The sequence below is a fragment of the Streptomyces sp. RK62 genome (assembly GCF_018070255.1).
GTDB classification, from domain to species: Bacteria; Actinomycetota; Actinomycetes; order Streptomycetales; family Streptomycetaceae; genus Streptomyces; species Streptomyces nigra.
Genome location: NZ_JAGPYD010000003.1, coordinates 26,950 through 47,831 on the forward strand (window position 1 = coordinate 26,950; position 20,882 = coordinate 47,831).

The following is a 20,882-nucleotide window of genomic DNA, read 5'->3' on the forward strand; positions in this document are numbered from 1 at the left end:
CACGTCCTCGCTCAGACGACTGGGGCGGGAAGCACGCTAGTGATCCGGTGCCGCGTGCTTCCACTCGTTTTTCGTCTGCTGGACGTGCTTGCGGTCAGGCCAGGCCGAACTTCTCGGCGTGGACCTGATGGGCGGGGACCCGCAACTCCCGCAGGCCGGCCAGGACGGCGGCCGTCATGGCCGGCGGTCCGCAGACGTACACGTCGCGCTCGAGGACGTCCGGCACCAGATGGTGCAGGCTCCGCGCGCCGAACGGCGGGGCAGCGGACTCGCCGGTGCGGCCGGTGAGGAGGTGCAGCCGTCCGCCGCGCTGCTCCACCAGCCGGCGCACCTCGGGCAGGAGGACGGCGTCGGCCTCGCTGCGCACTCGGTACAGCACGACGACGTCACCGGTCGCCGACTCCTCCAGCATGGACCGCACCGGCGTGATGCCCACGCCGCCGGCGATCAGCAGGACGCCGGGCCGGGTGCGGTGCAATGAGGTGAAGGCGCCGTAGGGGCCCTCGACGAAGGCGCGGCTGCCGACGGGGATGTTGCGCAGTCCGGCGCTGGTGGTGCCGACCGCCTTGGCGGTCAGGCGCAGTCCGCGTCCGTCGGGGGCTGCGGAGAGGGAGAAGGGGTTGGCGAGCCACCAGTTGTGGTGTCCCGGGAACCGCCAGATGCAGAACTGACCGGCGCGGGCGGGGAGTTTGTCGAGGTGGCGGCCCGCGACGTAGACCGACACCACGTTGTCGGACTCGGGGACGACGGCCGACACGGTGAAGCGGTGGTAGGCGTTGCGCCACAGCGGCAGGACGAGGCGTCCGGTCAGCAGCGCGCCGAAGGCGAACAGCCACATGGTCCACCAGTAGGTGGTGGCGAACGCGGACGAGGTGAAGGTCGTCGTCTCCTGCAGCTGGTGCACGAACGCCAGGCCGAGGGCGACGTACAGCGTGAGGTGCAGTCCGTGCCAGACCTCGTACGGCAGGCGGCGGCGCAGGGGCCGGGTGGAGACGACGGCGATCAGGAGGATGACGGCCGCGGCGAGCATGCCGAGCAGGGAGGCCGGGACACCGCTGAGCGCGACGAACGTCTTGGCCATGGAGGTGTCGTCGAGCGTGGCGAAGCCGAGGACGACGAGGGTGGCGTGGGTGAGGACGGTCCACAGCAGGGCGAAGCCGACCCAGCGGTGCCAGACGGTGAGCCGGTCCATGCCGATCCGGCGGTCCAGCCAGGGGAGGCGGGCCACGAGGAGCAGTTGGCAGAACATCAGCAGGGCCGCGTGCAGTCCGAAGAACTTGGCGACGGTGAGCACGTCGTTCTTGCCGGAGCCGGAGGCGATGAACAGCGACTCGACGATCACCCCATTGACGAGGACGAACGCCCACATCACCCGGCGGGCCACGGCCACCGGTGGAAGGGTGCCTGTCCGGATCTCGTTGGTCGCCGCCGTCATGGTCGTTCCTCGTTCCCCCGTGGCCGCCTTCCGCGCGCGACCTGTGCCCACACCGATGAAGACCGGGGGGTCACGCCGGACCCTCCTCCGATCGGGAAAGAATACGGCCGGGGGGCCGGTTCCGTTCAGGCCGGAACCGTGGGATCTTCCGGCCTTTTTCACACATGGGATGCCGCGTTCTAGTACGGGAGCCCGTCGGTGACTGTGCGGAGGGCCGCGTGCAGGCAGGCGGCGAGCGCTTCGGCCGTGGCCTCACCGCCATGGGCGCACTTCGCTGCGAAGTCCTCCGCCGCGATCCTGAGGGCCCCGTTGACCATGCTGGCGTGCACCTTCACCTGGAGCCGGTCGGCGCTCGTGCCGGCCCGGGCGGCGAGGAGCCCGGCGATGACGGGCAGGGCGTCGTCGTGGGCCTGCAACCAGACGGCCCGCAGCGCCGGTTCGTCGACGGTCATGCGGATGAGGTCCAGGACGGCCGGGTCGACGGAGGGGAGGGTCCCCCGCCGGCAGGAGTCGGTGAGGTAGTCCAGCAGCGGTACCTGGGGCGGCCAGTGGCGTAGCTGGTCCGTGGCGGCGTCGAGGCCTGCGGTCAGCAGCGGGCGTACACAGCTCTCCTTGGAGGGGAAGTGACGCCACAGGGTGCGGGCCGAGATGCCCACGCACTGGGCTATCTGCTCGCCGGTCGTGCCGGTCACCCCCTGGGTGGCGAAGAGCCGCACGGCGGCCCGGGCTATCTCCAGCCGGAGGGCGGTCCTGCGGCGTTCGGCAAGCGGTGGCGCGACCGCCGTATCGCTCATCGCGGTCACGGTTCCGGATGCCTCGCCCACTGTCGCCGCCCCATCTCACTGCGTCACCGATCACCGCAGCATAGTGGCGCCCCGGGAACTGACACATGCAGACGTCTTGTCACTGAGTGACAGGCGCTCCTACTCTCCAGTAGCTGACTCGCGAGTAAGTCCCTTGCTCCGCGAGCCGGTTCCCTCGTCGTACTCCCCACGCGCCTTACGAGGCCGAGGCCACACGCCTTTCGACGAAGCAAGGAGTGAGCCGCATGACGCACGCCGGACCCGCCCACGCCCTCGAGGCCCCGGCCAGACACGCCCCCGCACGTCACACGCCCGGAGCCCGAAGCATGCTGTGCGCGCTGGCCGTCGCCGCCTGCCTCGCCGCCCAGGCCGTACCCGCCGCGGCCACGGAATCGGGCCCCGTGGTCTCGCGGGGCGTGACCATCCCGGCCTTCTACCAGCCACCCGCCACCCTGCCCGCCGCCGACGGGGCGATCGTCCGCAGCGAGCCGCTGCGGCTGGCCCTCAGCCTGCCCGGGATCGGTGGCCGCCAACTCCCCGGCACCGCGACCCGCCTGATGTACAAGTCGACCGACGCCAACGGCCGGCCCGTCGCGGTCACCGGCGCCTACATCGAGCCCTCGGCCCGCTGGAAGGGCGGCGGCCCGCGGCCCGTGGTCGCCCTGGCACCCGGCACGATGGGCCAGGGCGACCAGTGCGCCGCGTCCCTCGGCCTGGAGAAGCCGCTCACCTTCAACGGGCAGACCGTGTCGGTGGGTTACGAGGACATCGCGGTCTACCGGCTGCTCGCCACCGGTGTCGCCGTCGTCGTCACCGACTACGTCGGACTCGGCGCCACCGACCGGCTGCACACCTACGTCAACCGCGTCGAGGGCGGCCACGCCCTGCTCGACGCCGTCCGCGCCGCCCGCGCCCTCCCCCAGTCCTCCGTCACCGAGGACTCCCCCGTCGGTCTGTACGGCTACAGCCAGGGAGGCGGAGCCAGCGCCTCGGCCGCCGAACTCCAGCCCGGCTACGCCCCCGACGTCGTCCTGGCCGGCGCCTACGCGGGAGCGCCGCCCGCCGACCTCGTCGAGGTCACCAAGGGCATCGACGGCAGCGCGCTGGCCGGCGCCCTCGGCTGGTCGATCAACGGCTTCCTGCAGAACACGCCAGAACTGCGGGCCATCGCCGACGCCCACCTCAACGCCGCCGGCCGGAAGGCGCTGACCGACCTGTCCACGGCCTGCGTCGGGGACGCCATCCTCGGCTACGGCTTCCGCAAGAGCACCTCGTGGACCACCAGCGGCAAGTCCCTCAACGACATCGTGAAGGCCGAGCCCCTGCTCCAGCAGGTCCTGGACGACCAGCGCATCGGCCGCCACACCCCCACCGCCCCCGTGCGCCTCGCGACCGGCGTGAAGGACGACATCGTCCCGCACGCCCAGGCACGCCAACTCGCCGCCGACTGGTGCGCGAAGGGCGCCGACGTCACCTACAAGCCGATCCGGCTGCCCAACCTCGGCGACGGACTGCTCACCAACCACGTGACCCCACTGCTCCTCGACCAGGGCGACGCCATCGACTGGCTGGAGGACCGCCTCTCCGGCACCCCGGCCACCTCCAACTGCCGGTCCCTGCCCCTCCAGCCCTGACCGGCACGACCTCCAGCAGCCGAGCCGCACGCCACCCCACTTCGCGTGCGGCTCGGCGCCATGCCCGCGCCTACGCCTACGCCTACGAGGCGTAGGTCTCGAACTCGGCCACCCTCGGGGTGCCGGAGGCGCTCGTGATCTCGAAGGTGATCTTCTTGAGGGAGGTCTGCGGGAAGGTCGCGGTTCCGGCGGTGGTGCCCGTCGCGAGTACGGCCCCCGTGTCCGCGTTCAGCAGCCGCCAGGCACGGACGACCCCCGTGGCACCCGACGCCTCGCGGACGACGACCCGGGACACCGAGGTGGCCGAGCCCCACTTGACGGACACCGATCCGGTCGAGCCGGACGGCGACCAGTAGGTGCTCAGGTTTCCGTCGCGCACATTGCCGTAACTCGTCCCGTCCGCCTTGCTGGAGCCGTCGGCCCCGGCGCCGAGGCTGAGGTTGGCCCCGCCCGGCTCCGTCGGTCCCGGCGTCGTGGGCGGCGGAGTCGTGGGCGTCGACGGGTCGGGCGCCGGCGTCTGGGGCGTGCAGTTGCCGTCGGAGACCTGCAGCCCGGTCCCGGCCCCCGCGGTCCGCCGTACGACGTCGGGTACGCAGCCGGCGGCGTCCGGCGTGTAGGCGTACGGGATGTTCACCGTGGTCGTGGACTGCGGATTCGGTCCCGCCGGGTAGTTCTCGGAGCCGGGCGAGGACCAGGTCACGTTGTCGAAGACGTTCCCGGCGACCTGCCACGAGCCGCGCTGGTCCGTGTAGAAGGTGCCGAGGACGTCCTTGGAATCCTCGAAGTAGTTGTTGTCCACCTTTACCTTGGCGCCCGCCCGGGAGTTGATGCCGGACTCGTTCAAGCTCACGTAGTGGTTGTTGTACGCGTGCGCGGTGCCGCCGCGCAGCAGCGGGGCCCGGGAGTCGATGTTCTCGTAGCGGTTGTGGTGGAAGGTGACGTACCCGTTGGACAGGTCGCTCTCGCTGGACCCGATCAGCCCGCCGCGGCCGGAGTTGCGCAGCACGCTGTAGGACAGCGTCACGTACTGGGTGTTGTCCTTCATGTCGAACAGACCGTCGTAGCCCTCCGACTCGCCGCCCGACGCCTCCAGGGTGGCGTGGTCGACCCAGACGTTGCGGACGTCGCTCTCCATGCCGATGGCGTCGCCGCCGTTGGAGGTGGGCGAGCCCGACTTCTTCACGTTCCGGACGGTCACGTTCTGGATGATGATGTTGCTGGACTGTCTTATGTGGATGCCCAGTTGGTCGAAGACGGCCCCGGCGCCGACGCCGACGAGGGTGACGTTGCTGATCTGCTTGAGCTCGATGACACCGGCGGCCGTGTTGCAACTGCCGCCGGACACCTTGCCGGTGTTGCCGTGGTTGATGGTGCCCTCGACCTCGATGATGATCGGCGTGCTGCTGCTCGCCCGGCCGCAGAGCGCCGCGTGGATCTCCGTGCCGGTGGTCGCGCGCACCCGCTGTCCTCCGGCGCCGCCGGTGGTGCCGCCGTTCTGGGTGGCGTAGCCGGTGACGCCGCCGGTCGCGGCCGTGGCCTCGGGACTGGTGAGGGCGATGCCGGCCGCAGCCGCCAAAGCGGTGGCGGCGGACAGCGCCGAGAGTCGCAGCGCGAGGGGTCTCTTCATGTCGTCGTCTCCCTGAGTTCGTCGAGGACGTGCACCCGGAAAGCGCTTTCTGACGGGAGAACATAGGGCTCGTTCGAGGGGTCGACAAGACTCTCGACGGGAGTTCTGTTCACATTCTCGAATGACTTGCGGGAGTGGACGGATTGGGCAGGGAAAAGCGTCCCTGTTTATGAACAAAGCCCATAGACATGAACAACGCTCACGCACGCAAACGCCGGACCCCGCCTGAGAGCGAGAGCCCGGCGTTCGCGACCGAAGTCGCCTACTGCCCCTCGCGCTGCAGCACGCGCTGGGCCGCCTCCGCCTCCGCCGCGGGCGGGGAGAGCTCGTCCAGGGTGTCGAGCTCGTCGTCGAACTCCAGCTCCCTCTCCCATGCCGCCGCGAGGCGCTCCTGTTCCTGGCGCGACCTGTCGCCGACCGCTTGGCGGTGCTCCGGGTCCAAGGCCGCGAGGAATCGTCCGACCGTGTCCGTGGACATGTCCGCTCCTTGTCGCCTGGGAGGTGCCGACCTACCCAGCATGACGGACCACCCGTCCGTCGTCGCCCTGGCCGGAATTCGACGGACGCGAAATCACCCTTGCTCAATGGTCAAGAAGTGTTGACCATTACTCGCATGCCTGATGCCGACGACCTTCCCGAGACGTTCCACGTCACCACGGACGAGCAACTGCGCGCCGTCTCCAACCTCACGCGCCACCGGATCATGGCCGTGCTCCGCTTCGAGCCCGCGACGATCACGCAGATCGCCGAGCGGGTCGGCCTCGCCAAGGGGAGCTCCAGCTACCACGTGCGGCTGCTGGAGCGGGCCGGGCTGGTCAAGGTGGTGCGGACGCGCAAGGTGCGGGGCGTCACCGAGCGGTACTACGCGATGGCGGCACGCGGGATCGTGCTGCCGGACCCCGGTGAGGGGGCGCCGGATGTGCTGATGCGGCACGCCGTGGCGGATCTGGAGGCCTCCACCCCGGACGCCGAGCGGCACGTGCGGATGGCCCATCTGCGGCTGACCGAGGAGCAGTTCGCCGAGCTGGGGGCGCGCTTGAACGCGCTGGCGGACGAGTACCGGGCGCTGTCCGATCCGTCCCTGCCGGACGTGACGCTGGCATTCGCCCTGTTCCGGCCGGCGCGGCGCGACGAGGCGAAGGGGGACGCCAAGTGAGCCGTGACATACGGAAGCTGCCGGGCGGGTTCGGGCGGCTGTGGACCGCGCAGACCGCCTCGTCGCTCGGCGACGGTGTCACGCACGCCGCGCTGCCGCTGCTCGCCCTGACGCTGACGCGGGATCCGATGGCGTTAGCCGTGGTCACCGCCGCCGGGACAGTGCCGTGGCTGCTCTTCGGGGTGCTCGGCGGTGCGCTGGTGGACCGCTGGGACCGCCGGCGCACAATGTGGGTCGTGGACACGGCCCGTGCGGTGCTGCTCGGCCTGGCCGCGGCGGCGGCCGTGCTCGACATGCTGAGCATTCCGCTGCTCGCGGCGGTCGCCTTCCTGCTCGGCCTCGGCGGACTCTTCTTCGACACGGCCGCCACGGCCTATCTGCCGGACCTCCTGCACCGCGATCCCGCACTCCTCGAGCGCGCCAACTCCCGTCTGCGCGGCGCCCAGACCGCCATGTCGGGTTTCGCGGGCCCGCCGGTCGGCAGCGCCCTGCTCGCGTTCGGGCGGGCGTTGCCGCTGCTCGCCGACGCGGTGTCGTTCCTGGTCTCCGCTGTGCTGGTGCGGTCGCTGCCCGCCGTGCCCCGGCCGGCGCCGGACGCCCGCGAGTCGCTGCTGCGGCAGGCGCGGGCCGGGGCCTCGTACGTCTTCCGGGACCGGCTGCTGCTCGGGCTCGCGCTGCGCCCGGCGGTGGGGAACATCGCCTTCCTCGCGGTGGAGACCGTCCTCGCCCTCTTCGCACACGAGCGTCTCGGCATCGACACCTACGGCTTCGGCCTGCTCCTCACGGCGGAGGCCACCGGCGGCCTGCTGGGCGCCGGCATCGCCTCCTTCCTCGGCCGACGGCTCGGCACCGGCACGGCGCTGACCTGCACGGCCGCCGTCGAGGGGATCGCCATCCTCGGCCTGGCGTCCGCCCCGAACCCGTACGTCGCCGGGCTGGCCCTCGCCGTCTGCGGAGCCGGCATGGGCGCCACCATGGTGCTCGGGCCGTCCCTCCGGCAGGCGATCGTCCCCGCCCACCTCATGGGCCGGGTCGCCTCCACCTCCCGCATGCTCGCCATGTGCGCCGCCCCCTTCGGCGCCTTCCTCGGCGGCTGGCTGGCCGACGCCCACGGCGTCCGCACCCCGCTCTACGCCGCCGGTGCGCTGCTTCTGACGATGACCGCCGTCACGGCCTCGACGACCGGCAACCGCAGGGTCGAGGCGGCACTGCGGGCGGCCGCACCGGACCCGGTGCCCGGGGACCGCGACCAGGACGACCGCGAGCAGGAGCCGGCCTCAGGCCGGTCGTGAGGCCCGCCCGCCCGCGCTCAGCGGGACGCACCGGGTCCGTCACGATCGCCGGGCGCGCTCATCGCCTCCGTCGCACCCATCGTCTCCGTCCCACCCTTCGTCTCCGTCCCACCCATCGTCTCCGTGGCGGCCATCGTCTCCGTCACGGCCTCGGCGAAGTCGTGGACGAGGCGGGAGCGGCGGGTGGCCGGCCAGGCGAGCGCCACCTCGCTGGGCCCGATGTCCCGCACCGGTACGGGGACGACGTCGGGCCTGGTGTAAAAGCCGGCGGTGGACAGCGGCAGGACGCAGATGCCCGCGCCGGACGCCACCAACTCCAGCTTCTCCTCCACCTGGTGGATGACCGGCACCTCCGGGCGGGGACCGGCGCGCAGCTCCAGCGCCACGTCCCGCCACTCGGGTACGGCGTCCGGGTCCTGGAGCAGGTGTTCGGCGGCCAGGTCGGCGACGGTGACCGAGGCGCGGCCGGACAGGGGGTGGCCCTGCGGCAGCATGACGACGCGGGGCTCCTGGAAGAGCGGCCGTACCTCGAGGCCCTGCCGGTCGACGGGCAGCCGGACCACGCCGATGTCCGCGCGGCCGTCGCGCAGCACCTCCACCTGGCTGGCCCAACTGGTGCGCAGCAGGCGGACGTTCACCCCGGGGTGCCGTTCGGCGAAGGCCGTCGTGGCCGGGGTGAGGGTGATGCCGGGCATGAACCCGACGGTGAGGGACGGGGTGTCGCGGGCCGCCGTGGTGACACGCCGGAGCAGGGCCTCGGCGGAGGCGAGCAGGGGGACGGCGTCCTCCAGGAGCTGACGGCCCGCGGGGGTGAGCCGCGTGCCGCGCCGGCTCCGGTCGAAGACCTCGGCGCCCAGGTCGTCCTCCAGGCTGCGGATCTGCCGGGACAGCACGGGCTGGGCGATGTGCAGCCGCTCGGCGGCCCGCCCGTAGTGCAGTTCCTCGGCCACGGCCACGAAGTACCGCAGCTTGCGCAGGTCGAGATCCATGCGGCTCACCCTCCCTTCGGGCGGTCGGTGACGAATCTACCGTTTCGCCCGGTCGTACCGGGTCCTGGGCGTCGCTCCCCGGCCGCCCCGGTCACCGTCCGGCGAGGACGGACAGCGGGTCGGTGTGGGCGGGGACCCAGCCGAGCTCCGCCTCGGCCCGGGCGGGGGTGAACTGCTGGTCCAGGGCGAAGGCGTCCGCGATGGGGCCCATCTGGGCGCGGGCCTCGTCGAGGGTGAGCGAGACGGTCTTGCCGTCGAGGCCGACGGCGTGTGCGACGGCCAGGGCGCAGTCCTTCGCTGTGGGGTTGGTGCCGCCGACCCCCAGGTACTCGGCGCCCGGTTCGGCCCGCAGCGCGGCGACGTACAGCTCGGCGACGTCGTCGATGTGGACGAGCGGCCAGTGGTTGCCGCCGTCGCCGATGCAGGGGACGGCTCCGGCCTCCTTGCCGGGGGTGCCGTAGAACAGGTCGATCAGGCGGTTCTCGCCGCCGTACAGGAGTCCGGGCCTGATGACGACGGGGCGGCCGCCCTGCCGGGCGCGGGCGAGGACGGCCTCCTCGACGGGCTTGCGCCAGGCGACGATCGACGGCGGGTTCCAGGGGGCGGTCTCGTCGGCGACGCCGGCGGTGTCGCCGTACACCCAGGTGCCGCCGGTGTGGAGGTACGGTCCGCCGCCGATGCCGTCCTGCAGGGCGGTGGCGGCGGCGAGGTCCTCGGCGCCGGTCGTGGCCTGGGCGAGGTGGATGACGGCCTCGGCGCGGGCTGCGGCGCGGTTCAGCACGTCGAGGTCGCCCAGTCCGCCATGGACGGGGGTGGCGCCGAGGGCGTGGACGGTGTCGGCGGAGCGGTCGGTGCGGGCCAGCGCCTCGACGGTGTGCCCGTGGCGGACGAGCGCGCTGATCGTGGCCTTGCCGATGTATCCGGATCCGCCGGTGACGAAGGTCTTCATGGTTCTGGCTCCTGTCGTGGTCGCCGTGCCGGGTGGCTACGACGACCAGCCTCCGTCCGGAGGCGGAGCCGCGTCCAAGACCTGTTTCGGCGTCTGTGATACCCGTCGGGTATCAGGCGTTCGGGGACTGGGCCGGCTGCCAGAGTTCGATGCGGTTGCCCTCGGGGTCGGTGACCCAGCCGAAGCGGCCGACGCCGTCCATGTCCTGGGTCTCCTCGGCCACGTCGGCGCCCTTGGCGCGCAGTTGGTCCAGCATGGCGTCGAGGTCGCGGACGCGGAAGTTGAGCATGGTGCCCTGGGAGCGGGAGCCGAAGTAGTCGGTCCCGGAGTCGAACGTGGCGAACACCGTCGGGCCGGGCTCCTGCTGCCAGAGGCCGTTGTCGTCGGCGTTCAGGCCCAGGCAGTCGCGGTACCAGGCGGTCAGGGCGGCCGGGTCGTCGGCGCGCAGGAAGTAGCCGCCGATGCCGAGTACGCGTTCCATGCCGCCATCCTGCCAGGACGGGCGGCCGTCGGTCAGGACGGCAGACGCAGGACGAGCAGGGCGACGTCGTCGTCGTTGTCGTGGGGCCGGACCCGGTGCAGCAGCTGGTCGGCGAAGTCGTCCACGTCGCGGTGGACCAGTGAGGCGGCGTGCCGGCGCAGGGATTCCAGGCCGTCGTCCAGCGGCCGGCGGCGGGACTCGACGAGGCCGTCGGTGTAGAGCACGAGGGTGGACTGTGCGGGGAGGGTCAGCCGGGCCTCGGTTCTCGGCCGCGGTGACGGGGCCGGCAGACCGAGGAACATGCCGTTGGCCTCGGTGAGGAAGCGGGTCAGGCCGTCGCGGCCGATGAGGAGGGGCGGCGGGTGGCCGGCGCTGCTCCAGCGCAGCGTCCAGGTGCCGGCGGCGTCGAGGCCCAGCCGGGCGAGGATCATCGTCGTCATCCGGACGTCGGTGATCCGCGTCATGGCCTCGTTGAGGTGCTGGATCGTGTGATGGGTGGGCCGGTCCTGGGACCAGGTGAACGCGCGGAGCATGTTGCGCAGTTGGGCCATGCCGGCGGCCGCCTCCAGGTCGTGGCCGACGACGTCGCCGATGACCAGGGCCGTGTCCCCGAAGGGCAGCGGGAAGGCGTCGTACCAGTCGCCGCCGACATAGGAGGCGTCGGGGGCCGAGAGATAGCGGGCGGTCATCTCCACGCCCGGCAGACGCGGCAGTTGGGGCAGCAGATAGCGCTGCATGGTCTCGGCGACCTGGCGCTGGCGCTGGAAGTGGCGGGCGTTCTCCAGGGCGAGTCCGATGCGCCGTCCCATGTCCTGGAGCAGAGCGAGGTCGGCGGTGGTGAAGCCCTGGGGCCGGTCGGAGCGGCCGAGGGTGATGGCGCCCAGGACCTCGTGCGGGCCGCGGATGGGCGCTATGGCGGCGGTCTTGATGCCGGCCACCTGGAACAGCCGGCGCTGCTCGACGGCGATGCCGCTGTCGGGCACGCCCTGGTAGGTATCGGGTCCGGCGAGGTTGGAGGCCACGCCGCGCAGGGCCCGGGAGAGCGGCATGGGTGAGGCCACGGAGACGGGGGGCATGGGGCCCTGCAGGTCCTCACGCAAGGAGAGGCCGTCCGGTCCGGCCTGGACGACCAGGTGCCGGGCCACGTCGCCCTTGTCGGTGATCAGGTCGATGACGGCCCAGTCGGCGAGCCGCGGCAGGACCAGTTGGACCACCCGGCGCAGGGACACGTCGACGTCGTGGTTGGAGATGAGCTGGGCCGTGGTGTCGGCCAGGAGGGCCAGCCGCTCCAGTTCGGAAAGCGAGCGGGGGGGCGGGAGGGGTGCGGGCGCGGGGCCGGCCAGGACTTCTCCGCCGGTGTCGTTCATGGTCGCTCCTCTTCCCCCCGTGCAGCGTGGCACAGGATGATGCGACCTGGACCCTGGGGCGCTCGTCGTACACGGAGAGCGGCGGAGGGTTCGCGGGATCGTCCGGGGTGCGGAGCACCGGGCATCGGACGAGTGCTGCGGTCGGGTAGATGGCGGATGGGGGGACGTGCCTGGCAAGGCTGCTGTTTCCCCAACAACCGACCGATGGCCAAGAAAGGGCGAACTTTTTTTATACCACAAATACGGGGTCGGCCGCTTTTCCGCAGGTCGGCGGGGTGCCAGAACAGACCCGGAGCAGGCCCCGCACCGGGGTCAGAGCAGGCGCAGGACGCCCACCACCTTGCCGAGGATGCGGGCGTCGTCGCCCGGGATCGGGTCGTAGGCGGGGTTGCGCGGCATGAGCCACACCCGGCCGTCCTGTCGCCGCAGCACCTTGACGGTGGCCTCGTCGTCGAGGAGGGCGACGACGATGTCGCCGTGGTCGGCGCTGTCCTGCCGTTTCACGGTGACGATGTCGCCGTCGCAGATCGCGGCCTCGATCATGCTGTCGCCGGACACCGTGAGGGCGAACAGGTCGCCGTCGCCCACCACTTGGCGGGGCAGTGTGTAGACGTCCTCGATCATCTCCGCGGCGAGCAGGGGCGCACCGGCGGCGATACGGCCCACCAGGGGCACCTCGACCGGGGCGGTGCCGGTGGTGCCGAGGTCGGGGGCCCAGGAGGGCCGGACCTGGTAGGCGCGCGGCCGATGTGGGTCGCGGTAGAGGACGCCCTTGCGTTCGAGCGCCATCAGCTGGTGGGCGACGGAGGAGGTGCTGGCGAGGGAGACGGCCTGGCCGATCTCCCGCATGGACGGCGGGTACCCCTGCCGCTCGACCGTCTCGGTGATGAAGCGGACGATGGCCGCCTGGCGGTTCGTCAACTCCCCCGCGGGGGTGCGGGGACCCGGGGGGCGGCCCCGGCGGGCGGGCGCAGTGTCGTCCATCCCGACACACCTCCGTACAAGATCGTTCGGAATGACCCTATCCTGCCGCCCTCCATAAATGGAACACCCTGACGATTTCACCGAACCCGGAGCCCCCCTGCGGGCCGTGCGCCGTCTGTCGGGCCGCCGCGTCGGGGCCCTCCTCCCGTTCGGGCCGTTCGGACATCCGACCGGCGCGGGTCAGGCGGCCTGCGGTTCGGGGCGGCGCCGGCGCGGCCGGAGCTCGGGGCGTCCGAACAGCAGGGCGTAGCCCTCGGGGAGCTGGTCGAGGATGCGGTCCACCAGGTCGGGACCGGCCAGGTGGCCGATGACGTGGAAGACGGTGCCGGTGTTCCAGCGGGCGACCGCGGGGCTGGTGCCGGTCCGGCGCGCCAGGTCCTTCACGAAGCCCCAACCGGTCGACTGCTGAGTGGCGGGCACCTGTCCGGTGAACTCCAGGGCGGCCGGCAGCGGCAGCCGGGCGGCCAGTTCGACGCGTTCGTCGCCGGTGAGCTGGCGGCCGAGCGCGGCGAGGACCTGGAGCGTCACCTCCTGGGCCCGTTCCCGCGTGGGGTAGGCGCCTTCGTAGCGCACCTTCTCCAGCAGGGCGTCGTAGGTCATCGCGGCGTCACGGCGGTCGTGGAGCTGCGCGGTCATGACAGGTGGCGTGCCTTTCGTGTCGGGGGAGCCTTCGGGCCCGCGGGGCCGGGGTCACGTCGTCCGTGCGGCCGGCGCCGGGTGCGGGCGGGCTCCGCTGGTGCGTGGAGATCCCCGCGTGGACGTCGCGGGGCGGGGCTGGGACGCGGAGTCGTAGTCGTGCGGAGTCGCACGGACGTTGCTGCGTCGTACGGACGGTGCTGAGCCGTACGGACGGTGGGCGCAGGCGCGTCCGGGCCGCGGAGGGGGCCGCCGGACGCGCCTGCCGCGCCCGGATACAGGTGTGCGCCGAGGTGGGGCCTGCCACGCCGCGGCCCCGCGTGGTGCGTGCCGGGACCGCGGGGCCGGCGGTGTCGGCAGGCCGGGATCAGGCGGAGAGCTCCTTGCGCCGCGACGACTCGCCGACGACGATCTTGCGCGGCTTGGCGCGCTCCGCGATCGGGATGCGCAGGGTCAGCACCCCGGCGTCGTACTCGGCCTCGATGTTCTCGGTGTCGAGCGTGTCGGCCAGCATCACTCGGCGCGAGAAGACGCCCAGCGGCCGCTCGGACAGCTCCATCCGGACGTCGTCCGAGGTGCTCGGCCGGCGCTCGGCCTGGACCGTCAGCATGTTCTTCTCGACGTCGATGTCGATCGCGTCCGGGCTCACACCGGGGATGTCCAGCTCGATCACATAGACATCGCCTTCACGGTGGGCGTCCATCGGCATCGCCGTCGGGCGCGACCAGGTGCCGGACGTCCCGAGGAACTGCTCGGCGATCCGGTCCAGCTCACGGAAGGGGTCGGTGCGCATCAACATCGGCAAAACACCTCCTGTGCGTCGGGCAGTACTGCTGCCAATGCGCTTCACCTGACGCTGTTGTACCATGTCATCGGAACGATGACAAGTGCGGTGTCATCAGAACGATGACAAACTCATCGAAGGACCCGCTCGAAGTTCGAAGGACCCGATCGAAGGAGGAGAGCCGTGTCGACGCCCGACGAGCGGTCCGCCGATGGCGCCCCGGCGTCCTTCCTGGCGGCGGAGACTGCCCTGCGCGCCATGACGGAAGCGGTGAGCGCGGCGCGGACCGCCCCGACGGGCGACGCGGACGACGCCCCGCCCGCCCCGGAGCAGGCGCTGGCCGTCCTGGTGCTGCTGCGGGACGTGCGCCACCAACTGGCCCAGTGGGAGCCGGGCCTGATCGAGGCGGCCCGCGCGGCCGGCGCCAGCTGGGCGGATCTCGCCAGTCCGCTGGGGGTCGCCAGCCGCCAGGCCGCCGAGCGGCGCTATCTGCGTGGACGTCCCGGGGGCGAGGGCAGCACCCGGGAGGAGCGCGTCAAGGCCACGCGCGACCGGCGCGCCGCCGATCGCAAGGTGACCGCGTGGGCCCGGAGCAACGCCGGCGAGCTGCGCAGCCTCGCCGGTCAGATCGCCGCCCTGCCCGATCTGCCGGAGGCCGCTCTGGCCCCGTTGCGGCGGCTCGCCCACGCCCTGGCCGACGACGACGCCGCGCTGCTGCTGGCGCCCCTCACGGACACCGAGCCGCATCTGCGCGACCACCACCCCCAGCTCGCCACCCGGATCGACGACCTCACCAGCCACGCGGACCGGCTCCGCCACGACAGCGACGCGGACCGCGGCGCACGGACCTGACCGCGCACCGCGTCCGTTTCCGCTTCCTCCTCTTCCGTCGGTTTCCGCCCGCTTCCGTTCGGGTGACCGGCGGGGCGGATGTGGTGGCGGAAGGAGAGGGGCAGAGCCGACGGGGTACCCGGTCGGGTGCGGACGTGACGGCGACGACATCGCACGGTCGCGGCGTTTGCGAGCGGCGGGGCTGAGCAGGCGATGGTCTGCACATCAGCGCTCGGCAGAAAGGACCCCTCATGGCGGTCAGCGACTCGGACCTGGTCGAGGCCGATACCGATCCGGGGGCCGTCCGGCGTCACCGCACGCTCTTCAGGGCGGTGAAGCGGCGCCGGAACCCTCCGCTTCGGCGTACGGACATCACGGTCACGGACGAGGCGGCGGTGAAGCGGGCGGTCAAGGCCGCGTCCCTCGGCAACGCCATGGAGTGGTTCGACTTCGGGATCTACAGCTATCTCGCGGTCACCCTCGGCCATGTCTTCTTCCCGTCCGGCAACGACACCGTGCAGCTGCTGTCGTCGTTCGCGACCTTCGCGGTGTCGTTCCTGGTCCGTCCCATCGGCGGCATGGTCTTCGGACCGATGGGCGACAAGATCGGGCGCAAGAAGGTCCTGGCCTTCACGATGATCCTCATGGCGATCGGCACCTTCGCCATCGGCCTGATCCCGTCGTACGCCACGATCGGCTTCTGGGCGCCGGTCCTGCTGATCTTCTTCCGGCTGGTGCAGGGCTTCTCCACCGGCGGCGAGTACGGCGGCGCGTCCACGTTCATCGCCGAGTACGCGCCGGACAAGCGGCGTGGTTTCTTCGGCAGCTTCCTGGAACTGGGGACGCTGGCCGGCTACGTCGCCGCCGCCGGGCTGGTCACGATCCTGACGTCCGCGCTCGGCACGTCCGGGATGGAGTCCTGGGGGTGGCGGGTGCCGTTCCTGGTGGCCGGGCCCATCGGCCTTGTCGGTCTCTATCTGCGGCTGAAGCTGGACGAGACGCCCGCGTTCCAGAAGCTCGAGGACGAGTCGATGCACCGCGCATCCGAGGCCGCCTCCTCGGTGGAGACCACGGCCACCGGGGACCTGAAGAAGATCTTCCGCGATTACTGGCCGACGCTGATCCTCTGCATCTGCCTGGTCGGTGCCTACAACATCACCGACTACATGCTGCTGTCGTACATGCCGACGTATCTGTCGGACGAGATGGGCTACTCCGAGACACACGGTCTGCTCATCCTGATCGCGACCATGGTGGTCCTGATGCTGGTCATCAACCAGGTGGGCAAGCTCAGCGACCGGGTCGGCCGCAAGCCGCTGCTGATGGCGGGGATGCTCGGCTTCCTGGTGCTGTCCCTGCCGTCGTTCCTGCTGGTCCGGCAGGGCAGCCTGGTCGCCGTGGCGGCGGGCATGCTGATGCTGGGCCTGTCGCTCGTGTGCCTGCTGGGCACCATGTCGGCGACGCTGCCCGCGCTGTTCCCGACGCAGGTCCGCTACGGCTCCCTGTCCGTCGGCTACAACCTCTCCGCGTCCCTGTTCGGTGGCACCACCCCGCTGGTCATCACGGCGCTGATCTCCGCGACGGGCAGCGATCTGATGCCCGCCTACTACGCGATGGGCGCGGCGCTGGTCGGTGTGATCGCCGTGGCGTTCACCAAGGAGACGGCGCGCCAGCCGCTGGCGGGCTCCCCTCCGTCGGTCGCGACGGCCCGTGAGGCCGCCGAGATGGTGGAGAGCCAGGCGCCGGCACCCAAGTTCTGATGGGCGGGTGCGAGGACCCCGCCCATCAGTGACACGGCCCGGCATCCGCGTGCGCGCGGATGCCGGGCCGATGTCGTATGCCAGGAGGGTGCTTCGGTCAGCCCTGGCGGGCCTTGAAGCGCGGCTCCTTCTTGTTGATCACGAACGTCACGCCGCGTCGGCGCACCACCTGGGCGCCGGGCCTGGCCTTCAGCGAGCGCAGTGACTTGCGCACCTTCATCGCGGTCTCCTCTCGGGTCGGCGGACCGGTGTGTCCCTCGTCAGCGGGTCACCCGCGGGTCGTCAGCGGGCGGCGGCGGTACGGCCGTAGCGCCGCTCGAACCGCTCGACGCGTCCGGCCGTGTCCAGGACGCGCGAGGTGCCGGTGTGGAACGGGTGGCTGGCCGACGAGATCTCGACGTCCACCAGCGGGTAGGTGTGGCCGTCCTCCCACTCGATCATCCGTGCGGAGTCGAGGGTGGAACGGATGAGGAAGGACTGCCCCGACGCGCGGTCACGGAAGACGACGGGACGGGAGTCGGGATGGATGCCGGGCCTCATGGGATGTCCTTTCGCCGGGGCCTGTCGGGGTGCGGTGGGACGCGGGGTCAGCGCTCCTCGCGGAACGGGACGTGCGCGCCGGCGACCGGGTCGTACTTGCGCAGGACCAGCCGGTCGGGGTCGTTGAGACGGTTCTTGCGGGTCACGTACGTGACGCCGGTGCCGGCCGTCGACCTCAGCTTCACGACGGGACGTGCGGTGCTGCGTGCCATGGGGTGCTTCCTTTCCGTCTGCACATGAGCCGATCGCGACCGATCACTGGCCGATCACCCAGCCGATTGACTCGAACATGTCAGACATGCGGTTCAACCATCGGGTCCGGGGTTTCATTCCCGCCCCCCGAGGGGGCGATGGCGCGCGGACCCTCGGCCGTGCGATGGAACGCGGGGCGGTGCCCGGTCATTCCCCGGCCGGCCACGGAGCCTCGAACGACCCCGGGCACGGCGCGCGCGGCGCCGTGCCCGGGGTCGTGGTCGTGACGGTGCGGGAAACCCGCCCGTCAGGCGGCCAGGGTCTTGTCCTCCTGGATCGCCGCGGCCTTCCGGTCGGCGCCGTACCGCTGGAGGAGCACGTCCGCCGCCGCCAGCGCCTCGGCGACCGTGCGGGTCCCGACCATGACGCAGAGCGTGTACGTGGCGTCCTCGAGGGCGCCGGCGCTGTGAGCTGTGGGGTGCACGTCGTGCGCGAAGCGCACTTCGGCGAAGCGCGCCAGTGCGGCGCGCAGGTCCTTCTCGGACGGCAGGATCATGGCAAGTCCCCTCTGTGGGCACGCAGCCCGCACCCGTCGGGGTCACCGCGACGAACAGGCTGGATGCCGGCACCACACACCGGAGCCCGGCGCCGATCGCGCCGAGCTGAACCCCAAGTGCCCCACACTGAACGATTTACACCTGTAACACCATCGAAGTCCCCCGTTCGGAGCAAGGCGCGGGCGCCCGGACCGACCGCCGGAACCCGTCGCAGTCCGGGCTGCATGGACTGCCCCCGCCGAGGAACATGAGTAGGCACGGACGCACGTGGGCGGCCCGGCGAACCCGGCGGCGCGGACGCCCCACGGGACGCGTGCCGGGCGGAGACGGAGGGGCTGTGCCGAATGAGGATGCCGTCCTGTCCGCCCTTCTGGCGAGCTCGAACCGGGTCACCGCCGCGGACATCCCGGCGCTCATCGACGAGGCCGGGCGGAAGCTGGGCCTGTCGGGCGCCCAGGTGTACCTGGCCGACCTCCAGCAGGCCCGGCTGACCCCCCTGGTGCACCCGGCCCCCGAGACGCCCTCCCCCATCGAGCCCAACGAGCCCAACGAGCCCAAGGAAACCAGCAAGCCCACCGAACCCAGCAAGCCCATGGGACCCAGCGAGCCCATCCAGATCGAAGGCTCGATGGCAGGGCTCGCCTACCGGACCCAGCGGACCCAGCGCTCCCGCGACGACTGCACCGCCTGGGTGCCGATGATCGACGGGGTCGAGCGGGTGGGTGTCCTGCGCGTGACCGCGCCCTGCTTCGAGGACGCGCTGCTGGAGTCCTGCGCGGCCCTTTCGGGGCTGGCGACGCTGCTCGTGACGGCCAAGTCGTCGCACGACGAACTGGTGGTGGACCGTACCCGCTCACGCACCATGACGACCCAGGCGGAGCTCCTGTGGGCCTTCGTGCCGCCGCGCACCATCGGCACGGACGACGTCACGTCCACCGCGATCCTCGAACCGGCCTACGAAGCAGGCGGCGACGCCTTCGACCACAGCCTCGGCGACGGCGTGCTGCACCTCGCCCTGCTGGACGCCATGGGGCACGACCTGGCGTCCGGCGGCGCCAGCGCGGTCGCCCTGGGCGCGTCCCGTGCCACCCGTCGCGCCGGGGGCACACTGGCCGACATCGCCACCACCATCGACACGACGCTGAGCGAGTGGATCCCCGACCGTCTGCTGACCGCCGTCATCGCCCGACTGGACATCGCCACGGGCCAGTTCACCTGGATCAACTGCGGGCACCCGCCGCCGCTGCTGATCCGCGAGGGCCATGTCGTGCCGCAGGCCATGGAGTTCCCCGCGCATCTCCCCCTCGGTCTGGGCCTCGGCCAGGCGGCGGCACCGGACGAGCACCACATACGGCTCCAGCCCGGTGACCGGGTCCTGCTCTACAGCGACGGCGTCACCGAGGCCCGCACGAGCGACGGCTCCCTCTTCGGCGAACAACGGCTCGCGGACAGCGTGATCCGGTCCATGGCGTCCGGCAACGCCCCTCCCGAGACCCTGCGCCGACTCGTCCGCAACCTGCACGAGCACCACCGGCTGCACGACGACGCCACGATCATGCTGGTGCGCTGGCACCCACACTGACCCGGCCTGTCGCAGCGTCGGTTGCGGCGCCGGGGTCCTGCCGCAACCCGGCAGAACCTTGGCGCCGCAACCATCCGTGGTGCTCCCCACGGGGCATGATGCCGCGGGGCCGATCCCTTCCGCATTGCCGGTTCCCGGCAGAGTTCACTAGGGTCTGCGTGCCGACGGCCGTCACCGTGCCGACGGTGGCACACCGGGGACGAGGGGCGGGGGGCGCGTGAGCGAGCGGGAGACGATGAGGCCGTACCTGACGGGGTACGCCGAGATTCTCGCCGACGTCTCCGGCACCGGCCGCCGGCTGACCCGGGACGAGATCGAGGCCCGGCGCGCCCTCGGCGAACAGGCGGCCGATCACGGGCATACCCTGCGCACCCTGGTACGGGCGCACCTCAGGGCGACCCAGGAGGACTGGCCCGCCTCCCCGCGTCACCCGGACAGTGTCCTCGCGGCCGTCGAGCAGGCGGTCGACGCCTTCGCCGAAGGCTATGAGCGCGCGCAGCGGCTGGCCGTACGGCAGGAGGAGGCCGCGCGCCGGGAGTTCATCGACGACCTGCTGTACGGCCGCAGCGACCTGGGGCGGCTCGCCGAACGGGCCGAGCGGTTCGGCCTGGTGCTGTCCCGGGCGCACGCCGTGGCCGTGGCAGAGGGGCCGGAGGCGTACGACGACACCGACCCGGTGACCCGGCACGTGGAGAGCGCGCTCATCGCGCGCTTCGGCGACCGGCACATCCTCCTCGCCACCAAGAATGGGCAGTTGGTGTGCATCGCCCCCGGCGACGACCGTGACGTCCTGCTGCACTTCGCCAAGCAGGCGCACGCCGCCACCGACGGCAGCCGGGTGGCCATCGGCCGGCCCCGCTCCGGCGCGGGCGGCGTGGTGCACTCCTACGAGGAGGCGCTCAACAGCCTCCAGCTCGCCGCACGGCTGGGCCTCGACGACCCGGTGGTGCACGCCGCCGACCTGCTGGTCTACCCGGTCCTGGCCCGTGACCGGCAGGCCATGGCCGATCTGGTGCTCGGTGCGCTGGGCCCGCTGCGCGACGCCCGCGGCGGCGCCGAGCCGCTGCTGCGCACCCTCCAGGTGTACTTCGACTCCGGCTGCACCGCCGCCGAGGCGGCCCGCCGGCTGTCACTGAGCGTGCGCGCCCTCACCTACCGCCTGGAACGCATCCACCAGCTCACCGGCGCCAACCCGGCCGACCCCCTGCACCGGTACACCCTGCAGACGGCCGTGATCGGCGCACGCCTGCTGGGCTGGCCCGAACAGGACATCTGACCCGGGC

At 71.9% G+C, this 20,882-nt stretch carries 22 protein-coding genes; 7 read left to right on the plus strand and 15 right to left on the minus strand.

Going from position 1 to position 20,882, the window contains the following annotated elements:
• Nucleotides 1–94: 94 nt before the first annotated feature.
• Nucleotides 95–1,435 (minus strand): ferric reductase-like transmembrane domain-containing protein, encoded by a 1,341-nt coding sequence (locus KBY32_RS06505; protein WP_210979189.1) that lies wholly within the window; start codon nucleotides 1,433–1,435, stop codon nucleotides 95–97.
• A 179-nt stretch (nucleotides 1,436–1,614) separates the two neighbouring features.
• Nucleotides 1,615–2,229: a TetR/AcrR family transcriptional regulator gene (locus KBY32_RS06510; RefSeq protein ID WP_210979190.1), complete on the minus strand. Its 615-nt coding sequence runs from the start codon at nucleotides 2,227–2,229 to the stop codon at nucleotides 1,615–1,617.
• A 335-nt stretch (nucleotides 2,230–2,564) separates the two neighbouring features.
• Between KBY32_RS06510 and KBY32_RS06515 the strand changes: the two genes are divergently transcribed.
• The gene (locus KBY32_RS06515) at nucleotides 2,565–3,872 is read left to right on the plus strand and encodes an alpha/beta fold hydrolase (protein ID WP_247689139.1); all 1,308 of its coding nucleotides are present in this window, start codon (nucleotides 2,565–2,567) and stop codon (nucleotides 3,870–3,872) included.
• Between the two features lie 82 nt (nucleotides 3,873–3,954).
• On the opposite strand, the gene KBY32_RS06520 is transcribed toward KBY32_RS06515, so the two are convergent.
• Nucleotides 3,955–5,499: a polysaccharide lyase family 1 protein gene (locus KBY32_RS06520; RefSeq protein WP_210979192.1), complete on the minus strand. Its 1,545-nt coding sequence runs from the start codon at nucleotides 5,497–5,499 to the stop codon at nucleotides 3,955–3,957.
• A gap of 262 nt (nucleotides 5,500–5,761) precedes the next feature.
• The gene (locus KBY32_RS06525; protein ID WP_115506634.1) at nucleotides 5,762–5,977 is read right to left on the minus strand and encodes a hypothetical protein; all 216 of its coding nucleotides are present in this window, start codon (nucleotides 5,975–5,977) and stop codon (nucleotides 5,762–5,764) included.
• A gap of 135 nt (nucleotides 5,978–6,112) precedes the next feature.
• On the opposite strand from KBY32_RS06525, the gene KBY32_RS06530 reads away from it, so the two are divergent.
• Nucleotides 6,113–6,655, plus strand: coding sequence for a transcriptional regulator (locus tag KBY32_RS06530; RefSeq protein WP_115506633.1), 543 nt, complete (start codon nucleotides 6,113–6,115; stop codon nucleotides 6,653–6,655).
• A 17-nt stretch (nucleotides 6,656–6,672) separates the two neighbouring features.
• Nucleotides 6,673–7,947, plus strand: coding sequence for an MFS transporter (locus KBY32_RS06535; RefSeq protein WP_247689140.1), 1,275 nt, complete (start codon nucleotides 6,673–6,675; stop codon nucleotides 7,945–7,947).
• Between the two features lie 17 nt (nucleotides 7,948–7,964).
• On the opposite strand, the gene KBY32_RS06540 is transcribed toward KBY32_RS06535, so the two are convergent.
• From KBY32_RS06540 to KBY32_RS06570, 7 genes are all read right to left on the minus strand, one after another.
• On the minus strand, nucleotides 7,965–8,936 hold the full coding sequence (locus KBY32_RS06540) for a LysR family transcriptional regulator (protein WP_210979193.1): 972 nt from the start codon (nucleotides 8,934–8,936) through the stop codon (nucleotides 7,965–7,967).
• Between the two features lie 91 nt (nucleotides 8,937–9,027).
• The gene (locus KBY32_RS06545; RefSeq protein WP_210979194.1) at nucleotides 9,028–9,885 is read right to left on the minus strand and encodes an NAD-dependent epimerase/dehydratase family protein; all 858 of its coding nucleotides are present in this window, start codon (nucleotides 9,883–9,885) and stop codon (nucleotides 9,028–9,030) included.
• A gap of 112 nt (nucleotides 9,886–9,997) precedes the next feature.
• A complete protein-coding gene (locus tag KBY32_RS06550) occupies nucleotides 9,998–10,366 on the minus strand; it encodes a VOC family protein (RefSeq protein ID WP_210979195.1) in 369 nt (122 codons plus the stop codon).
• A gap of 32 nt (nucleotides 10,367–10,398) precedes the next feature.
• Nucleotides 10,399–11,733 carry a PP2C family protein-serine/threonine phosphatase gene (locus KBY32_RS06555; RefSeq protein WP_210979196.1) on the minus strand — a complete coding sequence of 445 codons (1,335 nt, stop codon included), beginning with the start codon at nucleotides 11,731–11,733 and terminating at the stop codon, nucleotides 10,399–10,401.
• A gap of 312 nt (nucleotides 11,734–12,045) precedes the next feature.
• On the minus strand, nucleotides 12,046–12,717 hold the full coding sequence (gene lexA, locus KBY32_RS06560) for a transcriptional repressor LexA (protein WP_055619867.1): 672 nt from the start codon (nucleotides 12,715–12,717) through the stop codon (nucleotides 12,046–12,048).
• 180 nt (nucleotides 12,718–12,897) lie between these two features.
• Complete coding sequence (locus tag KBY32_RS06565) at nucleotides 12,898–13,353, minus strand: DUF2267 domain-containing protein (RefSeq protein WP_247689124.1); 456 nt, start codon at nucleotides 13,351–13,353, stop codon at nucleotides 12,898–12,900.
• Nucleotides 13,354–13,720: 367 nt separating this feature from the next.
• Entirely contained in the window at nucleotides 13,721–14,152 is a 432-nt protein-coding gene (locus KBY32_RS06570; protein WP_055619865.1) for an Hsp20/alpha crystallin family protein, read from the minus strand.
• A 168-nt stretch (nucleotides 14,153–14,320) separates the two neighbouring features.
• Between KBY32_RS06570 and KBY32_RS06575 the strand changes: the two genes are divergently transcribed.
• Nucleotides 14,321–14,989, plus strand: a complete 669-nt coding sequence (locus tag KBY32_RS06575) for a type III effector protein (protein WP_210979197.1) — start codon at nucleotides 14,321–14,323, stop codon at nucleotides 14,987–14,989.
• Nucleotides 14,990–15,219: 230 nt separating this feature from the next.
• Nucleotides 15,220–16,728, plus strand: a complete 1,509-nt coding sequence (gene proP / locus KBY32_RS06580) for a glycine betaine/L-proline transporter ProP (protein ID WP_210979198.1) — start codon at nucleotides 15,220–15,222, stop codon at nucleotides 16,726–16,728.
• A gap of 97 nt (nucleotides 16,729–16,825) precedes the next feature.
• On the opposite strand, the gene ykgO is transcribed toward proP, so the two are convergent.
• From ykgO to KBY32_RS06600, 4 genes are all read right to left on the minus strand, one after another.
• The gene (ykgO, locus tag KBY32_RS06585; protein ID WP_055619862.1) at nucleotides 16,826–16,948 is read right to left on the minus strand and encodes a type B 50S ribosomal protein L36; all 123 of its coding nucleotides are present in this window, start codon (nucleotides 16,946–16,948) and stop codon (nucleotides 16,826–16,828) included.
• A 62-nt stretch (nucleotides 16,949–17,010) separates the two neighbouring features.
• The gene (locus tag KBY32_RS06590; protein WP_210979199.1) at nucleotides 17,011–17,268 is read right to left on the minus strand and encodes a type B 50S ribosomal protein L31; all 258 of its coding nucleotides are present in this window, start codon (nucleotides 17,266–17,268) and stop codon (nucleotides 17,011–17,013) included.
• Nucleotides 17,269–17,315: 47 nt separating this feature from the next.
• Entirely contained in the window at nucleotides 17,316–17,480 is a 165-nt protein-coding gene (rpmG, locus tag KBY32_RS06595; protein ID WP_055619860.1) for a 50S ribosomal protein L33, read from the minus strand.
• Between the two features lie 287 nt (nucleotides 17,481–17,767).
• Nucleotides 17,768–18,016: a DUF5133 domain-containing protein gene (locus tag KBY32_RS06600; RefSeq protein ID WP_055619859.1), complete on the minus strand. Its 249-nt coding sequence runs from the start codon at nucleotides 18,014–18,016 to the stop codon at nucleotides 17,768–17,770.
• Between the two features lie 338 nt (nucleotides 18,017–18,354).
• Between KBY32_RS06600 and KBY32_RS06605 the strand changes: the two genes are divergently transcribed.
• Nucleotides 18,355–19,599 (plus strand): PP2C family protein-serine/threonine phosphatase, encoded by a 1,245-nt coding sequence (locus KBY32_RS06605; protein ID WP_308293663.1) that lies wholly within the window; start codon nucleotides 18,355–18,357, stop codon nucleotides 19,597–19,599.
• Between the two features lie 235 nt (nucleotides 19,600–19,834).
• Entirely contained in the window at nucleotides 19,835–20,875 is a 1,041-nt protein-coding gene (locus KBY32_RS06610) for a CdaR family transcriptional regulator (protein ID WP_210979508.1), read from the plus strand.
• Nucleotides 20,876–20,882: the final 7 nt, after the last annotated feature.